Genomic DNA, 18985 nt, shown 5'->3' with positions numbered 1-18985 from the left:
GCCGCTGGCGGCCGGGGAGACACTCGACGAGATCGGCGCCGACGTCGCCGACGCCAGTGGCGCCGCAGACTGAGGCGACGGTTGAGTATCGCCGCCGCACCCGCTCAGCATCACCGCCGCAAGTAGGGATGACGCCATCAGTATCGCTGTGCGCCCCATGATCTTCCCTTCACCGGGATAGTTCCGGCGGGCCGTCGACGGCACAATCCGCGAACAGCCGCACGAATACACGGTACGAGTCCCCGCGCGGCAGGGTTCCGAAACGCGCATAGTCACCACGGCCGAGAGCGTCGGTCGGCCCGCCTACAGTGAGTCTGTGTTCGTCGCCGACGACCGGGTCGTCTACAGCGCCTCCGACCTCGCCGCCGCCGCGCGATGCGAGTACGCGCTGCTGCGCGCCTTCGACGCCAAGCTCGGCCGCGGCCCGGCGGTGTCGGTCGAAGACGAGCTGCTGGCCCGCACCGCGGAACTCGGCGACCAGCACGAGCAGCGTCATCTCGACGAGCTGCGCTCACTGGCCGACGTCGCCGTCATCGGCAGGCCGTCCTACTCCGTCGGGGGGCTGACCGCCGCCGCCGAGGCCACCCTGAGCGCGGTCGAGCGGCGCGCACCCGTCATCTACCAGGCCGCCATGTTCGACGGCCGGTTCGTCGGATTCGCGGATTTCCTGGTGCTCGACGGTGACCGGTACCGGTTGCGCGACACCAAACTCGCCCGGTCGGTGAAGGTGGAGGCGCTCCTGCAGCTGGCCGCGTACGCCGAGACACTCGCGGCTGCCGACGTGCCCGTCCACGACGAGGTCGAGCTGGTCCTGGGCAACGGGTCGACGACGTCCTACTGCGTCGACGAACTACTGCCGGTCTACCGTTCCCGTCGCGCCGAGCTGCAGCGGCTGCTGGATCGCCACCTCGCCGGCGATGCCGCCGTCAGCTGGGCCGACGAGAGCGTGCGGGCATGCATGCGCTGCCCGGAATGCGAGACGCAGGTACGCCAGTCCGACGACCTGCTGCTGGTCGCGGGAATTCGGGTCAGCCAGCGCGCGCGCCTGCTCGAGGCCGGCATCACCACGCTGCACCAGCTGGCACAGCACACCGGCCCGGTGCCGGACATGCCGGCCCGGATGGTCGACACGCTGAAAGGCCAAGCCCGGCTGCAGATCGCCCCGCGAGTGGGCGGCAAACCGCCCTACGAGGTCGCCGATCCGCAGCCCCTGATGCTGCTGCCGGACCCGGACAAGGGTGACCTGTTCTTCGATTTCGAGGGCGACCCGCTGTGGACGGCCGACGGCACCGACTGGGGTTTGGAATACATGTTCGGGGTACTCGGCGCGGGCGGGGACTTCCGGCCGCTGTGGGCCCACAACCGGCGCGAAGAACGCAAGGCGCTCAAGGCTTTTCTGGACATGGTGCGCAAGCGCCGCAAGCGGTACCCGAAGATGCACATCTACCACTACGCGGCGTACGAGCGGACAGCCCTGTTGCGGCTGGCCGGACGCTACGGAGAGGGCGAGAACGAGGTCGACGACCTGTTGCGCAATGGTGTGCTGGTGGACCTGTATCCATTGGTACGCAAGAGCATTCGTGTCGGCACCGAGAACTACAGCCTGAAGTCGCTCGAGCCGCTGTACATGGGAGCCGAGCTGCGGGGCGGCGACGTCACCACAGCGACCGACTCGATCACCGAATACGCCCGTTACTGCGAACTGCTCGCCGACGGCCGGCCCGACGAGGCCGCGACGGTACTCAAGCAGATCGAGGACTACAACCTCTACGACTGCCGGTCCACTCGGATATTGCGAGACTGGTTGCTGCAGCGTGCCTTTGAGGCTGGGGTACCGCCGCTGGGCGCACAGCCGGTCGCCGATGCCGGGAACGTCGACGTCGACGACGATCTGTCCCGCGCACTGGGCGCGTTCGCCGGCGAGGATGTCACCGCGCGCAGTCCCGAGCAGCGGGCGGTGGCGATGATCGCCGCAGCCCGCGGGTATCACCGCCGCGAGGACAAGCCGTTCTGGTGGGGTCACTTCGATCGGCTGAACAGTCCCGTTGACGAATGGTCGGATACCCCTGGTGTTTTTCTTGCCGAGGACGCAATTGTGGACACCGAATGGTGCGTGCCACCCCGGGCCCGCAAACAGCAGCGCCGGCTGGTGTTGACCGGGTCGATCGCTGCCGGCGAGCTCGACCGCGACATGTACGCGATGTACCAGCCGCCCACCCCGGCCGGCCTGTCCGACGACCCGGAGCGGCGGGCGTACTCCTCGGTCACCGTGCTCGGGTGCGACGACCCGGCCGCGCCGACCGAGGTGCTGGTGATGGAACGAGAACCGAAGAGCGGCGGGGTTTTCGACGCCGTCCCGTTCGCGCTGACGCCAGGTCCGCCGTTTCCGACGAAGGCGCTGCGCGAATCGATCGACGCGGCTGCCGGGCAGATCGCGGCCGGACTGCCCGCCCTGCCGCAGTCGGCGGTGGTCGACATCCTGCTGCGACGCCCACCCCGCACCGGTGGACCGCTGCCGCGTACCGAGGACTGCGTCGCGGAAATCACCGCCGCGCTGCTGGCACTGGATTCGTCGTATGTGGCGGTGCACGGGCCGCCCGGTACCGGCAAGACGCACACCGCCGCCCGGGTCATCGCCGCCCTGGTCAACGAACATCGCTGGCGCGTCGGCGTGGTCGCGCAGTCACATGCCGTGGTGGAGAACCTGTTTCGCGACATCATCGGCGCAGGCGTGGACCCGGCCCTGGTGGCCAAGAAACCCAGCGGCACCGGGCCGTGGACCGAAATCGACGAGAAGACCTATCCCGCCTTCATCACCGACAACGACGGCTGCGTGATCGGCGGCACGGCATGGGATTTCGCGAACTCGTCGAGAGTGCCCCCGGCCAGCCTGGACCTGCTGGTCATCGAGGAGGCCGGCCAGTTCTGCCTGGCCAATACCATCGCCGTCGCACGATCTGCGAACAACCTGCTGCTGCTCGGCGATCCGCAGCAACTCCCCCAGGTCAGCCAGGGCACCCACCCCGAACCGGTGGACGCCTCGGCGCTCGGCTGGCTGGTCGACGGGCAGCACACCCTGCCTGAGGACCTCGGCTACTTCCTGGACCGCTCCTACCGCATGCATCCGGCGGTGTGCGCGGCGGTGTCGCGGCTGTCCTACGACAACCGATTGCACTCGGTCGAGGAGCGCACCGCGGCCCGCCACCTCGACGGAGTCCGGCCGGGGGTGCAAGTGATGACCGTCGACCACGACGGCAACTCGACGGACAGCCGCGAAGAGGCCGAGGCGATCGTCGCCGCGATCGAGGGCATGCTGGGATCGGCCTGGACCGACGAGGACGGCACCCGGCCGCTGACCGCCGCCGATGTGCTCATCGTGACCCCGTACAACGCGCAGGTGGTGCTGCTGCGGCGGTTGCTCGACTCGGCCGGACTGTCCGACGTGCAGGCCGGCACGGTGGACAAGTTCCAGGGACGGCAGGCCCCGGTGGTGTTCGTATCGCTGGTGGCCTCCTCGATTGCCGAAGTGCCACGCGGAATCTCGTTCCTGCTCAACCGTAATCGGCTCAACGTCGCGGTGAGCCGGGCCAAGTATGCGGCGGTGATCGTGCGTTCGGCACTGCTGACCGACTATCTGCCGTCCACCCCGGCGGGGTTGGTCGAGTTGGGAGCATTCCTGGCCATGTGTGGTAAACCCACGGCATGAGTTCTTCGCTGGCCGAACGGCTCCGGGGCATCGTGGGTGAGGCGCACGTCGTCACCGACGCCGACGTCCTCGATGGCCGCAGCGTCGACCACACCGGGCGTTACCGTGGCACGGCCAGCGCGCTTGTTCGGCCCGGCTCGGCCGACGAGGTCGCTGCGGTGCTGCGGGAATGCCGCGAGTCCGGGGTGTGTGTGACGGTCCAGGGCGGCCGCACGTCGCTGGTGGCGGGCACCGTTCCCGAACACGACGATGTGTTGCTGTCCACCGAGCGGCTCACGCAGATCGGTGATGTCGACGTCGTCGAGCGGCGCGTCCGGGTCGGGGCAGGCGTGACCGCGGCGGCCGTCCAGCGCGCGGCAGCTGCGGCCGGACTGCTGTTCGGTGTCGACCTCGCCGCGCGGGATTCGGCCACCGTCGGCGGAATGGCGTCCACCAACGCCGGTGGTCTGCGGACCGTCCGCTACGGCAACATGGGCGAACAGGTGCTCGGTCTGGACATCGCACTCCCCGACGGATCGGTGGTGCACCGACACAGCCAGGTGCGGGCCGACAACACCGGCTACGACCTGGCCTCGCTGTTCATCGGCGCGGAGGGCACTCTGGGCGTCATCACGGCGCTGGACCTTCGGCTGCACCAGGCGCCCGCCCATCGCGTGACGGCGGTGTGCGGATTCCGTGATCTGGACGCTCTGGTGACCGCCGGGCGTGCGCTGCGGGACACTGAATCCATTGGGGCCCTTGAGCTCATCGACGGGCGGGCAGCCGCGCTGGCCGCCGAGCACCTCGACGTACCGGTGCCCACCGACGGCGCCTGGCTGCTGCTGATCGAGCTGGCCGGTGAGACCGACCTGACCGAGCGCCTGGCCGATGCGCTGGAGGACGCCGACCTGGCCGGCGAGCCGGCCGTCGGCGTGGACAGCACCGCCCAGCAGCGGCTCTGGCAGGTCCGGGAGTCCACCGCCGAGGTGGTCGGGCTGTTCGGGCCGCCGCTGAAATTCGATGTTTCCCTGCCACTGTCGGCGATCCCCTCGTTCGCCGCGGATTCCACCGCGCTGGTCGCCGAGCAGGCACCCGACGCCATCCCGGTGCTGTTCGGTCATATCGGCGAGGGCAACCTGCACCTGAACGTGCTGCGCTGCGGCGCCGAACAGGAAGCCCACCTGTACGCCGCAATGATGAATCTGATTGCCGCCCATGGCGGGAACGTCAGCTCGGAGCACGGCGTGGGCAGCCGCAAGCGTGCGTATCTGTCGATGGCCCGCACCGAAGAAGACATCGCCGCGATGCGCACCATCAAAGCCGCCTTCGACCCGACGGGCTACCTGAATCCTGCGGTGCTGTTCGACTAGGCGCAGCGCGACCGAACTACCGCGGGCGCACCAGCACCGACTGCGCAATGACGCCGACCGCGCCGTCGTCGTCGAAAAGGGTGCCGACCGTCGTACCCACCCCATCCGGGCCGTACATCGTCTCGGCGCGGATACCCGTCCATTCACCGTCCGGGACCCGGTGCAGATGCACCGCCAGATCGGTGTTGAGGAACGTGTACTTCCTGATGTCGATCTTCGAGCCGATGCCATTGGCACAGTCGGCGACCGCGAACAGCCGCTCCAGCGGGGTGATCTCCTCACCTTGCACCAGATCGACCTGCGGGCGCAGCCACGATCCGCCCGGACCGGGCGCCAAGGGGTCGGTCAGCCACAGCCACTCCAGGCTGTGTACGTAGTTGCGGTCGAAGTTGTCGGCGAGGTTGCGGTTCACGCCCGCCGCGCGCGGTGACAGCGGCGCGACCGGCGCCGACAACAGTGCTTCGGTGTCCAGGGTCAGCATCCGCCATCCGCTGGCGCGGGCGACCGGGCGGGGCTGTCCGTCGGGGCCTGTAGCGAGCATCTGCGCGGACACCAATTCGATTTGCTTGCCGCGTCGTTCGACGGTCGCGGTCATCCAGAGGTCACCATCCGCGGGAACCGGGCCGAGCAGATCCACGACCACCCGGCTGAGCCGGGTGTCGTCTCGACGCTGACACCGCTGCAAGGCACGAACCAGCAGAGCCGACACCGGGCCGCCGTGCTGGATGTGCGACGTCCACGTGCTGCGAACCATGTCGGTGGCCCGGAACATCTCTCCGCGGGGATCGTCCGGGTCGACGAGTTCGTAGTAGCTGTCGGTCATGGTCACCTTTCGATTGACGGAAAGCCCGCGCCGGGGGTCTCGACCCTGACCATCTCGACGCACGATCCCCGGGTGCCGACGAGCCGCTGCGGATAGGCGTCGGGGGCCGACACCAGGAACAGGGTGCGACGGTCCGGGCCGCCGAGCATGCAGGCGATCGCCGCGCGGTCACCGATGTCGATCCGATCGGTGACCGCACCACCGGCTTCCACTCGCTCGAACTGATGCGCCAGCGTCATCGACGTCCACACCCCGCCGGCCTCGTCCAGCGCGATCCCGTCCGGCGGACCGTCGAGCCCGTCGGCGAAGATCCGACGCCCGGACAGGGCCCCGTCCGTGCCGATGTCGTACGCGGTCAGCCGCCGCGCGATCGATTCGGCGACGATCAGCGTGCCGCCGTCCGGCGTGACCACCATGCCGTTGGGGAAATCGAGGTCCCCGGCCACCACGGTCACCGAATTGTCGAGATCGAGCCGGGCGATGACGCCACCCTCGCGGGCCTGCGATCCGACATAGGCCCGGCCGTGCGCGTCGACCACCATGTCGCCCAGGCCGGCCGGTGCGATCCCGGACAGGTCGGCGATCTCGGTGACCGCTTCCCCGTCATAGCCCAGCACCACCCGGCGTTCGGTGGACACGATCAACAGCGTGCCGTCGGGACGGAACCCCAGACCGGCCGGCGCGTGTCCGGGCAACTCCACCGTGGTCACCGACCCGTCGATGCTGATCGTGTGCACGGCGTCGCCAAGCATGTCAGACAGCCACAGCAGGCCTTCGAACCAGCGTGGGCCTTCACCGAAGCAGAATCCGCTGGCAAGCTGAGCGCGAGACAAGGAGCCGAGAACGGTCATGCCCTACCTTTACAAAACATCGCACAAATGTCACGCTCCGTACGTGGCACTGTCAACGACCCACGCGTTATCGGAGGCCTGAGCCTGTGTGGTGTTATCGGCTTGTCGCGCCGTACACGTTCGAACGGGTCACGGTGCCCGACCCGCCGCACGACCGGCTGCGTGACGGACAGGTGCTGCTGAAGTTCCTGGCCGCCGGAATCTGCGGCAGCGACATCCCCGGTTTCAAGGGCGTGCAGGGCCGCCTACCCGGCGACACCGGAGCGCTCGCGGCCGAGATGGCGGGCTTCCCCGTCCACGAAATCGTCGGCGAGGTGCTGGCCAGCAGCCACCCCGACCATCGTCCCGGTGACCGCGTGGTCGGCTGGGCGTCCGGCTTCGACGGCCTGATGGAATTCGTGATCTCCGATGGCAACGGACTGGCCCCCTACGACCCGTCGCTGCGCCCGGCGCACGCGGTGGGCCTGCAGCCACTGGCCTGCATTCTGTATGCGCTCGAACAACTTCCGCCGCTGGACGGCAAGCGGGTGGCCGTGATCGGCCAGGGATCGATCGGGTTGCTGTTCTCCTTCGCGGCCAAGGCCGCAGGCGCCGCGCACGTCACCGGCGTCGACCCCATCTACCGCGACGACGTCGGCGCGACATTCGGTGTCGACACCGTCGTGCGGTCCACCAGCGACCGCTGGGTGGCGCACCTGGCACCACACGACAAACCCGACGTCGTCATCGAGGCCGTCGGCCATCAGGTCGCGACCCTCAACAACGCGGTCGAGGCGGCCGGCTTCGGCGGCACCGTGTTCTACTTCGGTGTGCCCGACGACGACAGCTACCCCATCAGTATGCGCACCATGTTGCGCAACAACCTCACGCTGAAATCCGGTGTGACACTGGACCGCCGGCGCGTGCTCGACGCCGCCGACGCGTTCGCCCGCAAGCACCCCGACCTGTTGAGCAGCTACGTCACGCACACCTTCGACGTCGCCGATGTGCAAGAGGCGTTCGAGTTCGCCTGCCGCCCGACCCCGGGACGGGTCAAGATCTCGATTGTGGCCTCATGACCGCCAGCAGACTGCAGCAGGCGCTCGCCGGCAAACCGCAGGTGTGGGGTGGCTGGATCACCGGCCCGTCGTTCCTCGGTCCGGACGAATTCGCCCGCGCCGGTTACGATTACGTCGGTTTCGATATCCAGCACGGCTACCTCGACGACGCCGACGTGGCGCAGGTCCTGCGCCGTATGGAGCACGTCCCGATCGCCACCGCGGTCCGGGTGCCCTCGGCGGCTGCCGCACCGATCGGACGTGTGCTCGACGCCGGTGCCGACGCGATCATCGTCGCGATGGTCGACCGTCCCGAACAGGCCGCCGAGGCGGTTGCCGCAACCCGCTACGCGCCCCGAGGCATCCGGAGCTTCGGCCCACTGCGCGCGAGTCTGGGGATCGACCCGGTCGCGCTGGCCGATCGAGTCAGCGTGTTCGCGATGATCGAGACCGCAGCAGGCCTGGACGCGGTCGCCGACATCTGTGCGGTCCCCGGTCTGGCCGGCGTCTACGTCGGTCCCGCAGACCTGGCGATCTCCTTGGGTGATGAGGTGGTGAAGGCGACCAGCCGGCCGAAGGTGAGGGATGCGATCGTGCGCGTCCACCAGGCCGCAGCAGCGGCAGGCATCGTTGCGGGTATCCACGCCGGTGATGGGAACACAGGAAAGGAACTGGCCGCGTTGGGATTTCAGCTGATCACCTTGGCCCCGGAGTCGCAGGCCCTGCGCCGCGGGGCGATCGCGCACCTCGCTGAAGCCGAGGGCCGGGTATGAGCGAGAAGATCGCACTGGTCACCGGCGCCGCGCGCGGCCAGGGCGCGGCGCTGGTGAGACGGTTGCGGGCCGACGGGTTCGAAGTCGCGGCCGCCGACCGGCTGATCGACGATCTGCGCAACCAGGTCGAGGCGCTCGACGACCCGGGGGTGATCGCCGTCGAGTTGGACGTCACCTCCGAGGAGCTCTGGGCGACCGCGGTGGCCGAGACCGTCGAGCGGTTCGGCGGCCTGAGCACGCTGGTGAACAATGCCGGCGTCCTGCACCGGGCGTCGCTGTCCGAGGAGACCGCAGAGGGTTTCGAAAGCAGTTGGCGGTTCAACACTTTGGGCCCGTTCCTCGGTATCAGGGCGTCGCTTCCCCATCTCCGCGCAGCCGAGGGTGCGGCAATCGTCAACACGTGCAGCACCGGCGCGATCCGGCCCTTCCCGTTCCACGCGGCGTACGGATCGTCCAAATGGGCGTTGCGTGGCCTGACCCAGATCGCGGCAGCCGAGCTCGCCGGTGACGGCATCCGGGTCAATGCGGTGTTCCCCGGGCCGATCGACACCCCGATGCTCGATGACACCGCGCGGCAGCGGCTGATCGAACGGTCCTACAGCGGCCGCCTCGGCCAGCCGATGGAAGTCGCGGATGCGGTGGCGTTCCTGGTGTCCGAGCACGCGTCGTTCATCACCGGAGCAGAGCTCGTCGTCGACGGTGGCCAGTGCCTGCGGATCGGGTGACCGCGCTGTCGGTCGGCATCATCGGCGCCGGCCCCGGCGGTCTGGCGCTCGGAATCTTTTTGGCCAAGGCCGGGTTTCGGGACTTCACCATCTTCGACCGTGAAGACGGCGTCGGCGGCACATGGCGCATCAACACCTATCCGGGCCTGGCGTGCGACGTGAAGTCGCACTTGTACTCGTACTCTTTCGACCTGAACTCACAGTGGAGCCGAATGTGGCCCGGGCAGCCCGAGCTGCTGCAGTACTTCGAACGCTCCACCGACCGCCACGGCCTGCGGCCTCACTTGAGACTGAACACCGAAATCACCTCGGCACAGTGGAATTCGAGCGTCAACACCTGGACGCTGACCGATTCGGACGGCGCCCAGCACACCTTCGACATCGTGGTCTCGGCGGTGGGGATGTTCACCCGCCCACTGCTGCCCGAGCTGCGCGAGCAGGAACCGTTCACCGGGACGCTGATGCACACGGCACGCTGGGATCATTCGGTGGACCTCACCGGCGCCCGGGTGGCCTTGCTGGGCACCGGCTCCACCGCGTCGCAGCTGCTGCCGGAGGTGGCCAAGGTCGCCGACAAGGTGTACTCCGTGCAGCGCTCCCCTACCTGGATCCTGCCCAAGCCGGACCGGCCCTACAGCGACCGGGAGCGCTGGGTCTTCCGGTGGATTCCGTTCGCCAAGAAGTTCTACCGGGCCGGCTGTGGCTGCGCAGTGAGCGCAACATCTCGGTGATCGAGAACGGCAGCGACAAAACACAAGAGTTCAAAGACATTTCGCTTCGGTATCTGGAATCCTCGGTCGCCGATCCCGAACTGCGGTCGAAGCTCACCCCGGACCACCCGCTGGGCTGCAAGCGGCTGGTGTTCGCCGCCGACTACCTGTCCACGCTGACCCAACCGCACGTCGAGGTGGTGTCCAGTCCGGCTCGTGCACTGCGGGCACGCGCACTGGTCACCGAGGACGGCTCCGAATTGGACGTGGATGTGGTGCTGTGCGCCACCGGCTATGCCGCCACCGACTACCTGGGCCAGATCGAGGTCTGCGGTGAGGATGGCCGATCGCTGCACGACACCTGGCGCGACGGCGCCTTCGCCTACCTCGGCATGGCCGTTCCGGGCTTCCCGAACTTCTTCATGCTGTACGGGCCCAACACCAACGTCGGCTCCAACAGCGTGATCTTCGTCCTCGAGGCGCAGGCCCGCTACATCGTGCGGGCCCTGAAACATCTGCGCCGCACCAGGAGACGCTACGTCGCGGTGCGCCCCGAGACCATGGCGGCCTTCCTGGCCGACGTCGACCGGTGGATGGCGGGCACCGTGTGGATGACGCGGTGCAGCAATTACTTCCGGGCGCCCAACGGCCGGGTGGTCACGCAGTGGCCGCGCAGCGCGGGCGCGTTCTGGGCCATGACCCGACGGTTCCGCGCACGCGACTACACGTTCACCTCGCCGGTCGCCTAGCCATGGAACCGGACCCCGAGCTGCTCCGCCGACTGGATCCCGCGCTGCATGCGTTCGCCACCGCACGCTCTGACCTGTCGCTGAACACCCTTGCCGCCATGCGGGACTCGCTCGACATCCGGCGCGCCGAGACCATCGCCCAGCTCGACGCGACCGGGATCGACATCGTCGACGACCATGCCGCAGGAGTTCCGGTGCGCATCTATCACGGTGCGCCATCCCCGTCGCCCGCGGTGATCTATTGCCACGCCGGCGCATTCATGCTCGGCAATCTCGACACCGATCACCGCCAGTGCGTCGAACTGGCCCGCCGTGGCGGTTGCACCGTGGTGTCCGTCGACTACCGGCTGGCCCCCGAGCACCCCTTCCCCGCCGCGCTGGACGATGCGATGACAGTGCTGCAGTGGACCTGGACGACGGGGCCGGACCTCGGGCTCGACCGCGACCGCCTGGTGCTCGCGGGGAACAGCGCGGGCGCGGCGCTGGCCGCCGGTCTGGCGCAGCGGGCCGCCGCCGGCCAGACCCCGCCGATCGCCGGCGTGCTGCTACACCAGCCGGTGCTCGACGATCGCCCCACGGCATCGAAGGCGGAGTTCGATTCCACCCCCGGTTTCGACGGTGCCGCGGCCCAGACGATGTGGCGGCATTACCTCGGCGAGACCGCACCGAGCGCCGCCGCGGTACCCGCGCGCAGCCACCAAATGATCGGGGCGGCAAGCACCTTCATCACCTGCTCGGAATTGGATCCGCTGCGTGACGAGGCGCTGGACTATGCCGGCCTGTTGATGAGTTCCGGTGTGCGCACCGATGTGCACGTCTTCGGGGGCACCTGTCACGGTTTCGACTCGCTGTGTCCGGACTGGGAGGTGAGTCAGACGTTGCTGGCGATGCAGGCCCAGGCGCTCCAGCGGTTCTTCAACCTGTCATGACCTTTACAGATTAGCGATGAAGTGTCACGCTGTGGGGCGTGCATGAACTCGACCAACGAGACCGGCAGCATGGGGTGGCCGGGTCGCGTCAGCGGACACCCAGGCCGGCCCGCTACCAACTCGATGTTGTCGGCGCCCACGTCGCCGATGTTGTCGACTCGGCCGGCGGCTGGCTGTTCGACCGGGTGATGGCCGGCTGGGATGTGCGCGTCGCGGTCGCCGGTGCCGGCGACCTCGCCGCTCTGCGCATCCTCGGCGTGCAGCCCATCGCGCTGCGCTCGATGTTCGACCGGGCGGACACGCCGACCGCGCTCGCGCTGGCCGGCGCGATGTGCGGGGAGGACGACCGGGTCCGCGACGCGCTGGCCGCGTCGGTCCGCTCGGCACGCACCGAGGTCACCGTCTGGGGCGATGTCTGGCTGCCCAGCGTGGGTCGGCGAGGAGCCCAGGTCCGCCACGAACTGAGCGCTGCGGCAAGGGTGTTCAAGGCGCAAGCGGTGGTCGCGGCCGGACTGGACTCGGCGGTCGGCCCCTTCGAGGCGTTCCGCAGTTACGGCCAGTGTGTTCGCACCGAGTACCAGGACCTGATGCCCGTCAGCTAGCGGTCGACGAAGATGTCGATGATCGGGTTGTCGCCCCCGCCGTAGCGGGACAGGTCCTCGACACCGGCGGCACGCAGGACTTCGGAGTCGATCAGGCAACGGCCGTTGACCTTCGAGCCGGGCGAGGTGATGATCTCGACCGCCGCGTCGGCCATGATCTCGGGACTGCGCGACGATGCCAGTGCATTCTCGAAGTCGGCCGAGTTGGCCACGGCGGAGGTCGCGATGTAGGTCTCCGGCCACAGGCACGTGAAACCGATTCCGGTGTCGGCGTATTCGGCCGCCCAGCCCAGCGACAGCAGCGTCATCCCGTACTTGGACAGGGTGTAGGCCGGGTGCGCGCCGAGCCAGCGCGGGTTGAGGTTCAGCGGCGGGGCGATGGTGACGACGTGGCCATTGGGCGATCTCCGCAGATGCGGCAGGCACGCCTTGGTCAACAGGAATGTGCCGCGAATGTTGATCTGCTGCATCAGATCGAACTTCTTGGCCGACAGCGTCTCGGTGGGGTCGGTGGCGATCGCGCTGGCGTTGTTGATGCAGATGTCGACCCCGCCGAACTCTGTCACCGCGGCGTCGACAGCGCGGGCGACGTCTTCTTCACTGCGCACGTCACCGACGACGGCGATGGCCTTGCCGCCGGCCGCTTCGATCTCGGCGGCCGCGGTGTACACCGTGCCCGGCAACTTCGGGTGCGGCTCGGCGGTTTTGGCCAGCAGGACGACGTTGGCGCCGCGCCGGGCTGCGCCCGATGCGATGGCCAGCCCGATCCCCCGGCTACCGCCCGACACGACCAGCGTGCGGTCGGTGAGCGAATGCTTCTCGGCCATCATTCTCCTCGCTGAAAACTACATTCTCTTTTTCAGCGAGCATAGTACTCGTTCGGGAAGAATCAGCCGGAGGGCTAGGGCTTCCGGGTCGGATAGAGCAGCGCGTCGCTGACCCCGCCGCCGTTGACCGGCGGTCCGAGCAGGACGGTCGACGTATTCGCCGCCGGGTCATAGCTGACGAGCGATGTCGTTCCGCTGCAACCCACCTGGCCCCGCACCAGCAGCCGGTCGTCGGCCGCGCCGGCCACAACCACGTTGTCGGACACTCCGGGGATCTTCACCCGGGTCGTGTGCCCGTCCGCGGTGAGCTTGGACAGGAACACAGTGCCGCATGCACCGAGCGACTGGAGGAAGGTGCCGCTTGGCAGCGTCCAGGCGTCGCTGTCACCGAGGTCACCGCCGAAACCTGGGTCGTTCTCCTGCCCGGAGTTCAGCGCGGTCAGTGGTGTGGGCGCACTACCGTCCAGCGGCAGCTCCCACAACTGACTGCCGGAGCCGTGCTGGGACGAGCAGTGAATCAGCACCGAACCCGGGGACCACCACTTGATCGGACCGCACATGGCCGCCGCCATCGGCACGGGCAGCTTACGGATGACCTTCCCGTCGTTGCCCATCACCACAAGGCTGTTGTCCTTCCTCGCCACCACCTCGTTGCCGAGGTTGGCGGTGCCGAGCACCAACTGGGTGCCGTCTGGTGACTCCGCGTAGTCACCGCTGAACTGGCCGGCCCCATCGAGATCGGCGGTCGGGTAGGTGAACTGCGCATTTCCCTTCAGGTCAACCCTTTTCAAGGTTCCGGGCTCATTGCCGTTGAACGACGTCGACACCAGCAGGGCGGTACCGGTGGGCCGGGTGTAGCGCGGGTATCCGGCAACCGGAATGGTGGTCTGCTCGCCGGTGTGCAGGTCGACGGAGATCGCCGAGTTGGGCGTCATCCCACCGTGGGTGAACAGCGCGTGACTGCCGTCCCCGGACCAATCGGCCAGGCTGAGATTGCCACCCGGCCCGAATGTCGTGATGATGTACCGATTGCCGGTCGGGTCGACCAGAAACAGTGTGGTGTCGGCGGTTTCGCTGGTCGGTTCGTCCGGGGGCGGTTGTTCCCCAGGCTGATGCGGGGTGACCGGACTCCACTCGGCCAGCAGCCACCCGGGGCCGACCTGAGACCACGGCACGGTGGCGAGAGTGCCTTCGGTGCCGCGGGAGGCGGCAGGTGTCGCAGGGACCGATGGGCCCGTCGGAGCCGCCGGGGCACCCGGGGTAGCCTGCGCCGCGGATGACGATGTGTGCGCGGCAGGCGATGTGGTCGATGACGAGCATCCGGCCACAACGCTGACGGCCGCCACTGCGGCCACCACGACGCGATAGTTGGTCATGGCGAAGCCCCTTCCCAAGGCCGGCCCGCGCGTCACAACCGGCGACAAACCCGTGGTCGCAAGTCCCACCGCGGCGACGGTCGAAGCCGGCCTGATCGATGTCATTGCGTGTCCGTTGCTGTCGGCGCTGCCGGTTGCAGCGATCAACACAGTGAAGACAGTTCGTGGCGCTACCGATCTCAAAATGCTGCCGTCAGGCTAGCGGCAGATCGCGCGGCGAACCCGAAAATTGACGCCTCGGGTCAGTCACCCGGCCGCGAGTGCCTGCCGTAGCTCTGTGCCTCCGCGGGCTCGTCGCGGTAGTGGCGGGCCCGACGCGGCTCACCCGGATCGCCGAGACGATGCCGTGATCCGTCACCATCCACAGGGAAACCGTTGTGCGCCAGACCAATCGGCTCCACAACCGGCTCGGGCTGCGCGATCGGTGGGTGCCACCTGATCACCTCGGTCGCGTCGTCGCGCTCGTCGCGCACCGGCGGGGCGACCGATTCCCGGTCCACCACGTATTCCAGGTAATGGTCGTCGTCATAGCCGTCGTCGTAGACGGGAATCTCGTCGGTGATCTCGTCGTCGTCGCGGACCGGGCGCGGTCCGCCGAACCCGCCGACGACGAACAGGGCGGCCACGATCCCGAACAGCGCCCCGAACGCCGGCAGCAGCATCGACTGCGACAGCGCAGCGGAGAAGGGTTCCCGCAAGAATGCCGGAAGCGCAAGCACCGCAAGGTCGCTCGGTGCGGCATCGGTCGGTGCGGCCGGCATCTCGTCGCTGATCCGGGACGCCATGAACGCGGCCATCCCGGCGCTACCCAGCACGGAGCCGACCTGACGGGTCGCGTTGTACACCCCGGAACCGGCGCCGGCCAGGTGCGGCGGCAGGTTGCGGGTGGCGGTGGTGGCCAGCGGCGCCCAGATGAACGCCATCCCGACCCCCATCGCGGTCAGCGCCAGCACCAGCCGCCAGATCGGCGTCGTCGGCGTCATGTCGATCGACAGCCATGTCAATGCGATCGCCAGAACCGAGAAACCGAAGCCCAGGATCGGGCGGGGGTGAACCCGGTCGGTCAGCTGGCCCACGAACGGGGCGAGCACACCGCTGGACACCGCCATCGGTGCGATCAGCAGCGCCGAGCGCGTCGGCGACAGCCCGCACACCACCTGGGCGTAGAACATCACCGGCAGCATCATCGCGGTGACGACGAAACCGATCACGGCCACACCGATGTTGGACAGGCTGAAATCCCGGTCGGCGAACATCTGCAGCGGGATCAGCGGCTCATTGCGGTTGATCGACTGCCAGTACACGAACGCGGTGAAGAACCCGATGCCGGCAACGATCACAGCCCAGATCCACGCCGCCCAGTGATGACCCTGGCCTTCTTGCAGGCCGAACACCACCAGGAACATGCCGATCCCGGACAGCGCCACCCCGACCACGTCGAACCGGTGTGTGCGGGTGGGTAGCGCCGGGATCAGCCAGACCGCCAGCCCCAGACCGATCACACCGACGGGGACATTGACGAAAAAAATCCACTCCCAGCCCAGCCGGCCGACGAGCACACCGCCGGCCAGCGGGCCGACAAGAGTGGCCACCCCGGCGGTCGCACCCCACAGGCTCATCGCCACGCCGCGACGCTCAGGCGGGAAGATCCGGGTGATCGTCGACAAGGTCTGCGGCGTCAGCAGCGCCGCGCCGAGCCCTTGAACCACACGGGCGGCGATCAACGTGTCGATCGAGCCGGCCAGACCGCACCACAACGACGACACGGTGAAGATCGCCAGCCCGACGATGTAGAGGTTCTTGGGACCGAAGCGGTCACCGAGGCGGCCGGCCAACAGCAACGGCACGGCATAGGCCAGCAGGTACGCACTGGTCACCCAGATCACGGTGTCGTAGTCGGTGATCTGGAGCCCGTCCATGATGCTGGGATTCGCGACGGCGACGATCGTCGAGTCGACCAGGATCATGAAGAAGCCGACCAGCATGGCCCACAGGGCGGGCCACGGGTTGGCCGGCACGTCGGGCGCCACGACCGGATCGGGGTCCAAGTCCACGTCCGGCGCCGGGCCGGCCATGTTCCTGGTCATATCCACTACCTCGTTTCGGCTACTGCGATGGTGTCGGCGCGCGCTCCCGCCAAACCCCCGTCAAACGTGTGGTGGGCCCCCGCGCCTCATGCCGTCACGCCGCCTGATCGAGCCTATCGAGCCTCCCGCGGGCCCAGGGCGCGGCCCCAAGCCGTTGACATCGCACCGAGGGCGAGACTTTCGCGATGTCGTCGCCCTCAGTGCGTTCTCAACGCGGGGACGTCGTGGGCGATGTCGTCGGTGCCGCCGACGAACAGCAGCGCCACCAATGCGATGGCCACACCGGCGGTCATCACCACCGACAGTGCGATCTCGTCATTGCCCATCAGGCCGACGACCGGCGCGATGGCCGCGCCGACACTGAACTGCGCAGCGCCCAGCAGGGCGGCGGCGGTTCCGGAGGCTTCGTGGTGGCGTGACAGCGCGACGGCGGGAGCGTTCGGGATGACGAAGCCCATCATCGCCAGCACCGCCCACACGGGCACCAGGAAGCCGTAGATGCCGCCGGTGTGCGTCACCGACAGCACGATAAAGCTCGCGCCCACCACGGTCGCGGCGGCCAGCGCCCACAGCAGGATGCGTTGGGGTGAAAACCGGCGCAGCAGAACGACATTGAGTTGGGTGGCGATCACGAACGCGATCGCACCCGCGCCGAACACCAACGCGAAGGTCTGCTGATCCAGGCCATGGCGGCCCTGAAGGACGAACGCCGCGCCGGCGATATAGGCGAACAGCCCGGCCATCCCGAGCGCCCCGACGATCACCAGGATGACGAACTTCACATCGCGCAGCAGCGTCCCGTAGGTCGCGACGATCGAGCGGATTCGCAGCGGGCGACGGTTGCCGACCGGGAGGGTCTCCGGCAGTGCGAGCGCGGCGACCAGCAGCAGTGCGCCCGCCAGGACGATCAACACCGCGAATATCCAGTGCCAGGACGCCTTGAGCAGCACCGCCGCCCCGAGCGACGGCGCGACGATCGGCGCCACCCCGAGGATCAGCATGAGCCGCGACATCACGGTTGCCGCGTCGCTGTCGTCGAACAGGTCACCGACGACAGCGACGGCGACCACCATCGCGGCGGCCGCGCCCATCCCCTGCAGACCGCGGGCCAGGCTCAGCACGGCGACGTCGGGCGCGAACAAGCACAGCAGTGACGCCAGCATGTGCAACGCGATCCCGGCCATCAGCGGACGGCGGCGGCCCAGCGAATCCGATAGCGGGCCGACGATGAGCTGCCCGAGCGCCAACCCGGCCAGCGTTCCGGTCAGCGTCAACTGCGCCACCGACGAGGACACCCCCAGCTCGTCGGCGATCCGCGGAAGCGCAGGCAGATACATGTCGATCGTCAGCGGCCCCAGCGCGACCAGCGCGCCCAGCACGACGATCATCCGCAGCCGGCTCGGCGTTGCCACCTCGGCGACCTCGGACGTCGCGTTATCGGTGGCCGTCACAATTCGCGATGCTGCCATGCCGAACCACAGCACGCCCAGCCGTTTATTTGTTCCTCCTGCGGCTATCCGACGCACGGTGACCGGGATCACCGCGAGGCACCTTTCCCTGGTGGTCGTTCGTTAGCCTGGTGTTACGCCTATCAGGAAGGCACACCCATGAAGCTCCGTCGCGAGCAATTGCCGGCCAAGGTCGAGGACGACGCGACGATGTCCGCGCGGGTGCTCTCCCAGATCCTCGAGCGCAGCACCCGCGCCCAGGCGCCGGCCGTCCGGGCCTACGTCGCGCGGCTGCGTCGATCCAACCCGGAAGCCACCCCCGCCGAGATCGTCACCAAGCTCGAGAAGCGCTACCTGGCCGCGGTGATGGCCAGCGGTGCCGCCGTCGGATCGGCGGCGGCGTTCCCCGGCATCGGCACACTGGCGGCGTTATCGGCGGTCGCCGGCGAGACGCTGGTGTTCCTGGAGGCCACCACGGTGTTCGTCCTCGCCGTCGCCGACGTCCATGGCATCCCGCTCGAGCAGCGGGAGCGCCGCCGCGCGCTGGTGCTGGCGGTGCTCGTCGGTGAGGAGAGCAGGGGCGCGATCGCCGACCTGATCGGCCCGAGCCGCACCAGCGGCGCGTGGCTGGCCGAGGGTGCGGACATGCTGCCGTTGCCAGCGCTGGCCCAGCTGAACACCCGCCTGATGCGCTACTTCGTCAAGCGGTTCACGCTCAAGCGGTCGGCGATGGCATTCGGCAAGATGCTGCCCGTCGGCATCGGCGCCGCGGTCGGTGGCGGTGGCAACCGAATGATGGGCAAAAAGATAGTGAACAACGCCCGCGCGGCATTTGGGCCCGCGCCCAGCCGGTGGCCGGTGAGCTTGCACCTGCTGCCTGCGATCGAGCCGGGCGGATAACCGTTCGCCGACCTCCGACGACCGGTTGTCGCACCACCTTCGGGCATGGAGCTGACGTGCTTCGGGAACACCCGAGAAGCGATAGCCTTTTAG

The 18985-nt window shown here is 68.4% G+C and carries 15 protein-coding genes and 1 pseudogene; 10 read left to right on the top strand and 6 right to left on the bottom strand.

Annotation, left to right across the window (positions count from 1 at the left end; genetic code table 11):
- Positions 1 to 316 precede the first annotated feature (316 nt).
- Both D3H54_RS07820 and D3H54_RS07815 read left to right on the top strand, forming a co-directional pair.
- Complete coding sequence (locus D3H54_RS07820) at positions 317 to 3706, top strand: TM0106 family RecB-like putative nuclease (RefSeq protein WP_149378563.1); 3390 nt, start codon at positions 317 to 319, stop codon at positions 3704 to 3706.
- Positions 3703 to 5055, top strand: coding sequence for an FAD-binding oxidoreductase (locus D3H54_RS07815; RefSeq protein ID WP_149378562.1), 1353 nt, complete (start codon positions 3703 to 3705; stop codon positions 5053 to 5055). The genes D3H54_RS07820 and D3H54_RS07815 overlap by 4 nt, the downstream gene beginning before the upstream one ends.
- 16 nt (positions 5056 to 5071) lie before the next feature.
- Here the strand turns inward: D3H54_RS07815 and D3H54_RS07810 are convergent, their stop codons facing one another.
- Both D3H54_RS07810 and D3H54_RS07805 read right to left on the bottom strand, forming a co-directional pair.
- A complete protein-coding gene (locus D3H54_RS07810) occupies positions 5072 to 5878 on the bottom strand; it encodes a thioesterase family protein (protein ID WP_149378561.1) in 807 nt (268 codons plus the stop codon).
- 2 nt (positions 5879 to 5880) lie between these two features.
- The gene (locus tag D3H54_RS07805) at positions 5881 to 6729 is read right to left on the bottom strand and encodes an SMP-30/gluconolactonase/LRE family protein (protein WP_149378560.1); all 849 of its coding nucleotides are present in this window, start codon (positions 6727 to 6729) and stop codon (positions 5881 to 5883) included.
- 86 nt (positions 6730 to 6815) lie between these two features.
- Here D3H54_RS07805 and D3H54_RS07800 point away from each other — a divergent pair, with 86 nt between their 5' ends.
- The 6 genes and pseudogenes from D3H54_RS07800 (at position 6816) to D3H54_RS07775 (ending at position 12254) form a co-directional block, all read left to right on the top strand.
- Positions 6816 to 7787, top strand: coding sequence for a zinc-binding dehydrogenase (locus tag D3H54_RS07800; protein WP_149378559.1), 972 nt, complete (start codon positions 6816 to 6818; stop codon positions 7785 to 7787).
- Complete coding sequence (locus D3H54_RS07795; protein WP_149378558.1) at positions 7784 to 8539, top strand: HpcH/HpaI aldolase family protein; 756 nt, start codon at positions 7784 to 7786, stop codon at positions 8537 to 8539. The genes D3H54_RS07800 and D3H54_RS07795 overlap by 4 nt, the downstream gene beginning before the upstream one ends.
- Positions 8536 to 9264 carry an SDR family NAD(P)-dependent oxidoreductase gene (locus D3H54_RS07790; protein ID WP_149378557.1) on the top strand — a complete coding sequence of 243 codons (729 nt, stop codon included), beginning with the start codon at positions 8536 to 8538 and terminating at the stop codon, positions 9262 to 9264. The genes D3H54_RS07795 and D3H54_RS07790 overlap by 4 nt, the downstream gene beginning before the upstream one ends.
- Positions 9246 to 10723: pseudogene (locus D3H54_RS07785) on the top strand (flavin-containing monooxygenase). Before D3H54_RS07790 ends, D3H54_RS07785 begins: the two are co-directional and overlap by 19 nt.
- Before the next feature lie 2 nt (positions 10724 to 10725).
- Positions 10726 to 11652: an alpha/beta hydrolase gene (locus D3H54_RS07780; RefSeq protein ID WP_149378556.1), complete on the top strand. Its 927-nt coding sequence runs from the start codon at positions 10726 to 10728 to the stop codon at positions 11650 to 11652.
- A gap of 38 nt (positions 11653 to 11690) precedes the next feature.
- Entirely contained in the window at positions 11691 to 12254 is a 564-nt protein-coding gene (locus D3H54_RS07775) for a hypothetical protein (RefSeq protein ID WP_149378555.1), read from the top strand.
- Here D3H54_RS07775 and D3H54_RS07770 read toward each other — a convergent pair.
- Together D3H54_RS07770 and D3H54_RS07765 are read right to left on the bottom strand one after the other, a co-directional pair.
- On the bottom strand, positions 12251 to 13081 hold the full coding sequence (locus tag D3H54_RS07770) for an SDR family oxidoreductase (RefSeq protein WP_432246515.1): 831 nt from the start codon (positions 13079 to 13081) through the stop codon (positions 12251 to 12253). The two genes, D3H54_RS07775 and D3H54_RS07770, sit on opposite strands and share 4 nt — an antisense overlap.
- A gap of 74 nt (positions 13082 to 13155) precedes the next feature.
- Positions 13156 to 14457 carry a hypothetical protein gene (locus D3H54_RS07765; RefSeq protein WP_149378553.1) on the bottom strand — a complete coding sequence of 434 codons (1302 nt, stop codon included), beginning with the start codon at positions 14455 to 14457 and terminating at the stop codon, positions 13156 to 13158.
- Between D3H54_RS07765 and D3H54_RS07760 the strand changes: the two genes are divergently transcribed.
- Positions 14456 to 14659: a hypothetical protein gene (locus D3H54_RS07760; RefSeq protein ID WP_168214806.1), complete on the top strand. Its 204-nt coding sequence runs from the start codon at positions 14456 to 14458 to the stop codon at positions 14657 to 14659. The two genes, D3H54_RS07765 and D3H54_RS07760, sit on opposite strands and share 2 nt — an antisense overlap.
- A gap of 40 nt (positions 14660 to 14699) precedes the next feature.
- On the opposite strand, the gene D3H54_RS07755 is transcribed toward D3H54_RS07760, so the two are convergent.
- Positions 14700 to 16442, bottom strand: a complete 1743-nt coding sequence (locus D3H54_RS07755) for an MFS transporter (protein WP_286199263.1) — start codon at positions 16440 to 16442, stop codon at positions 14700 to 14702.
- 299 nt (positions 16443 to 16741) lie between these two features.
- Entirely contained in the window at positions 16742 to 17932 is a 1191-nt protein-coding gene (locus D3H54_RS07750; protein WP_210419717.1) for a multidrug effflux MFS transporter, read from the bottom strand.
- Between the two features lie 219 nt (positions 17933 to 18151).
- On the opposite strand from D3H54_RS07750, the gene D3H54_RS07745 reads away from it, so the two are divergent.
- Entirely contained in the window at positions 18152 to 18892 is a 741-nt protein-coding gene (locus D3H54_RS07745; protein WP_149378550.1) for a hypothetical protein, read from the top strand.
- Positions 18893 to 18985 lie beyond the last annotated feature (93 nt).

It is taken from the genome of Mycobacterium sp. ELW1, assembly GCF_008329905.1.
Taxonomy (GTDB): Bacteria; Actinomycetota; Actinomycetes; order Mycobacteriales; family Mycobacteriaceae; genus Mycobacterium.
The sequence above is the reverse complement of the archived record's forward strand: the minus strand, read 5'-3'. Positions and strand labels throughout refer to the sequence as shown.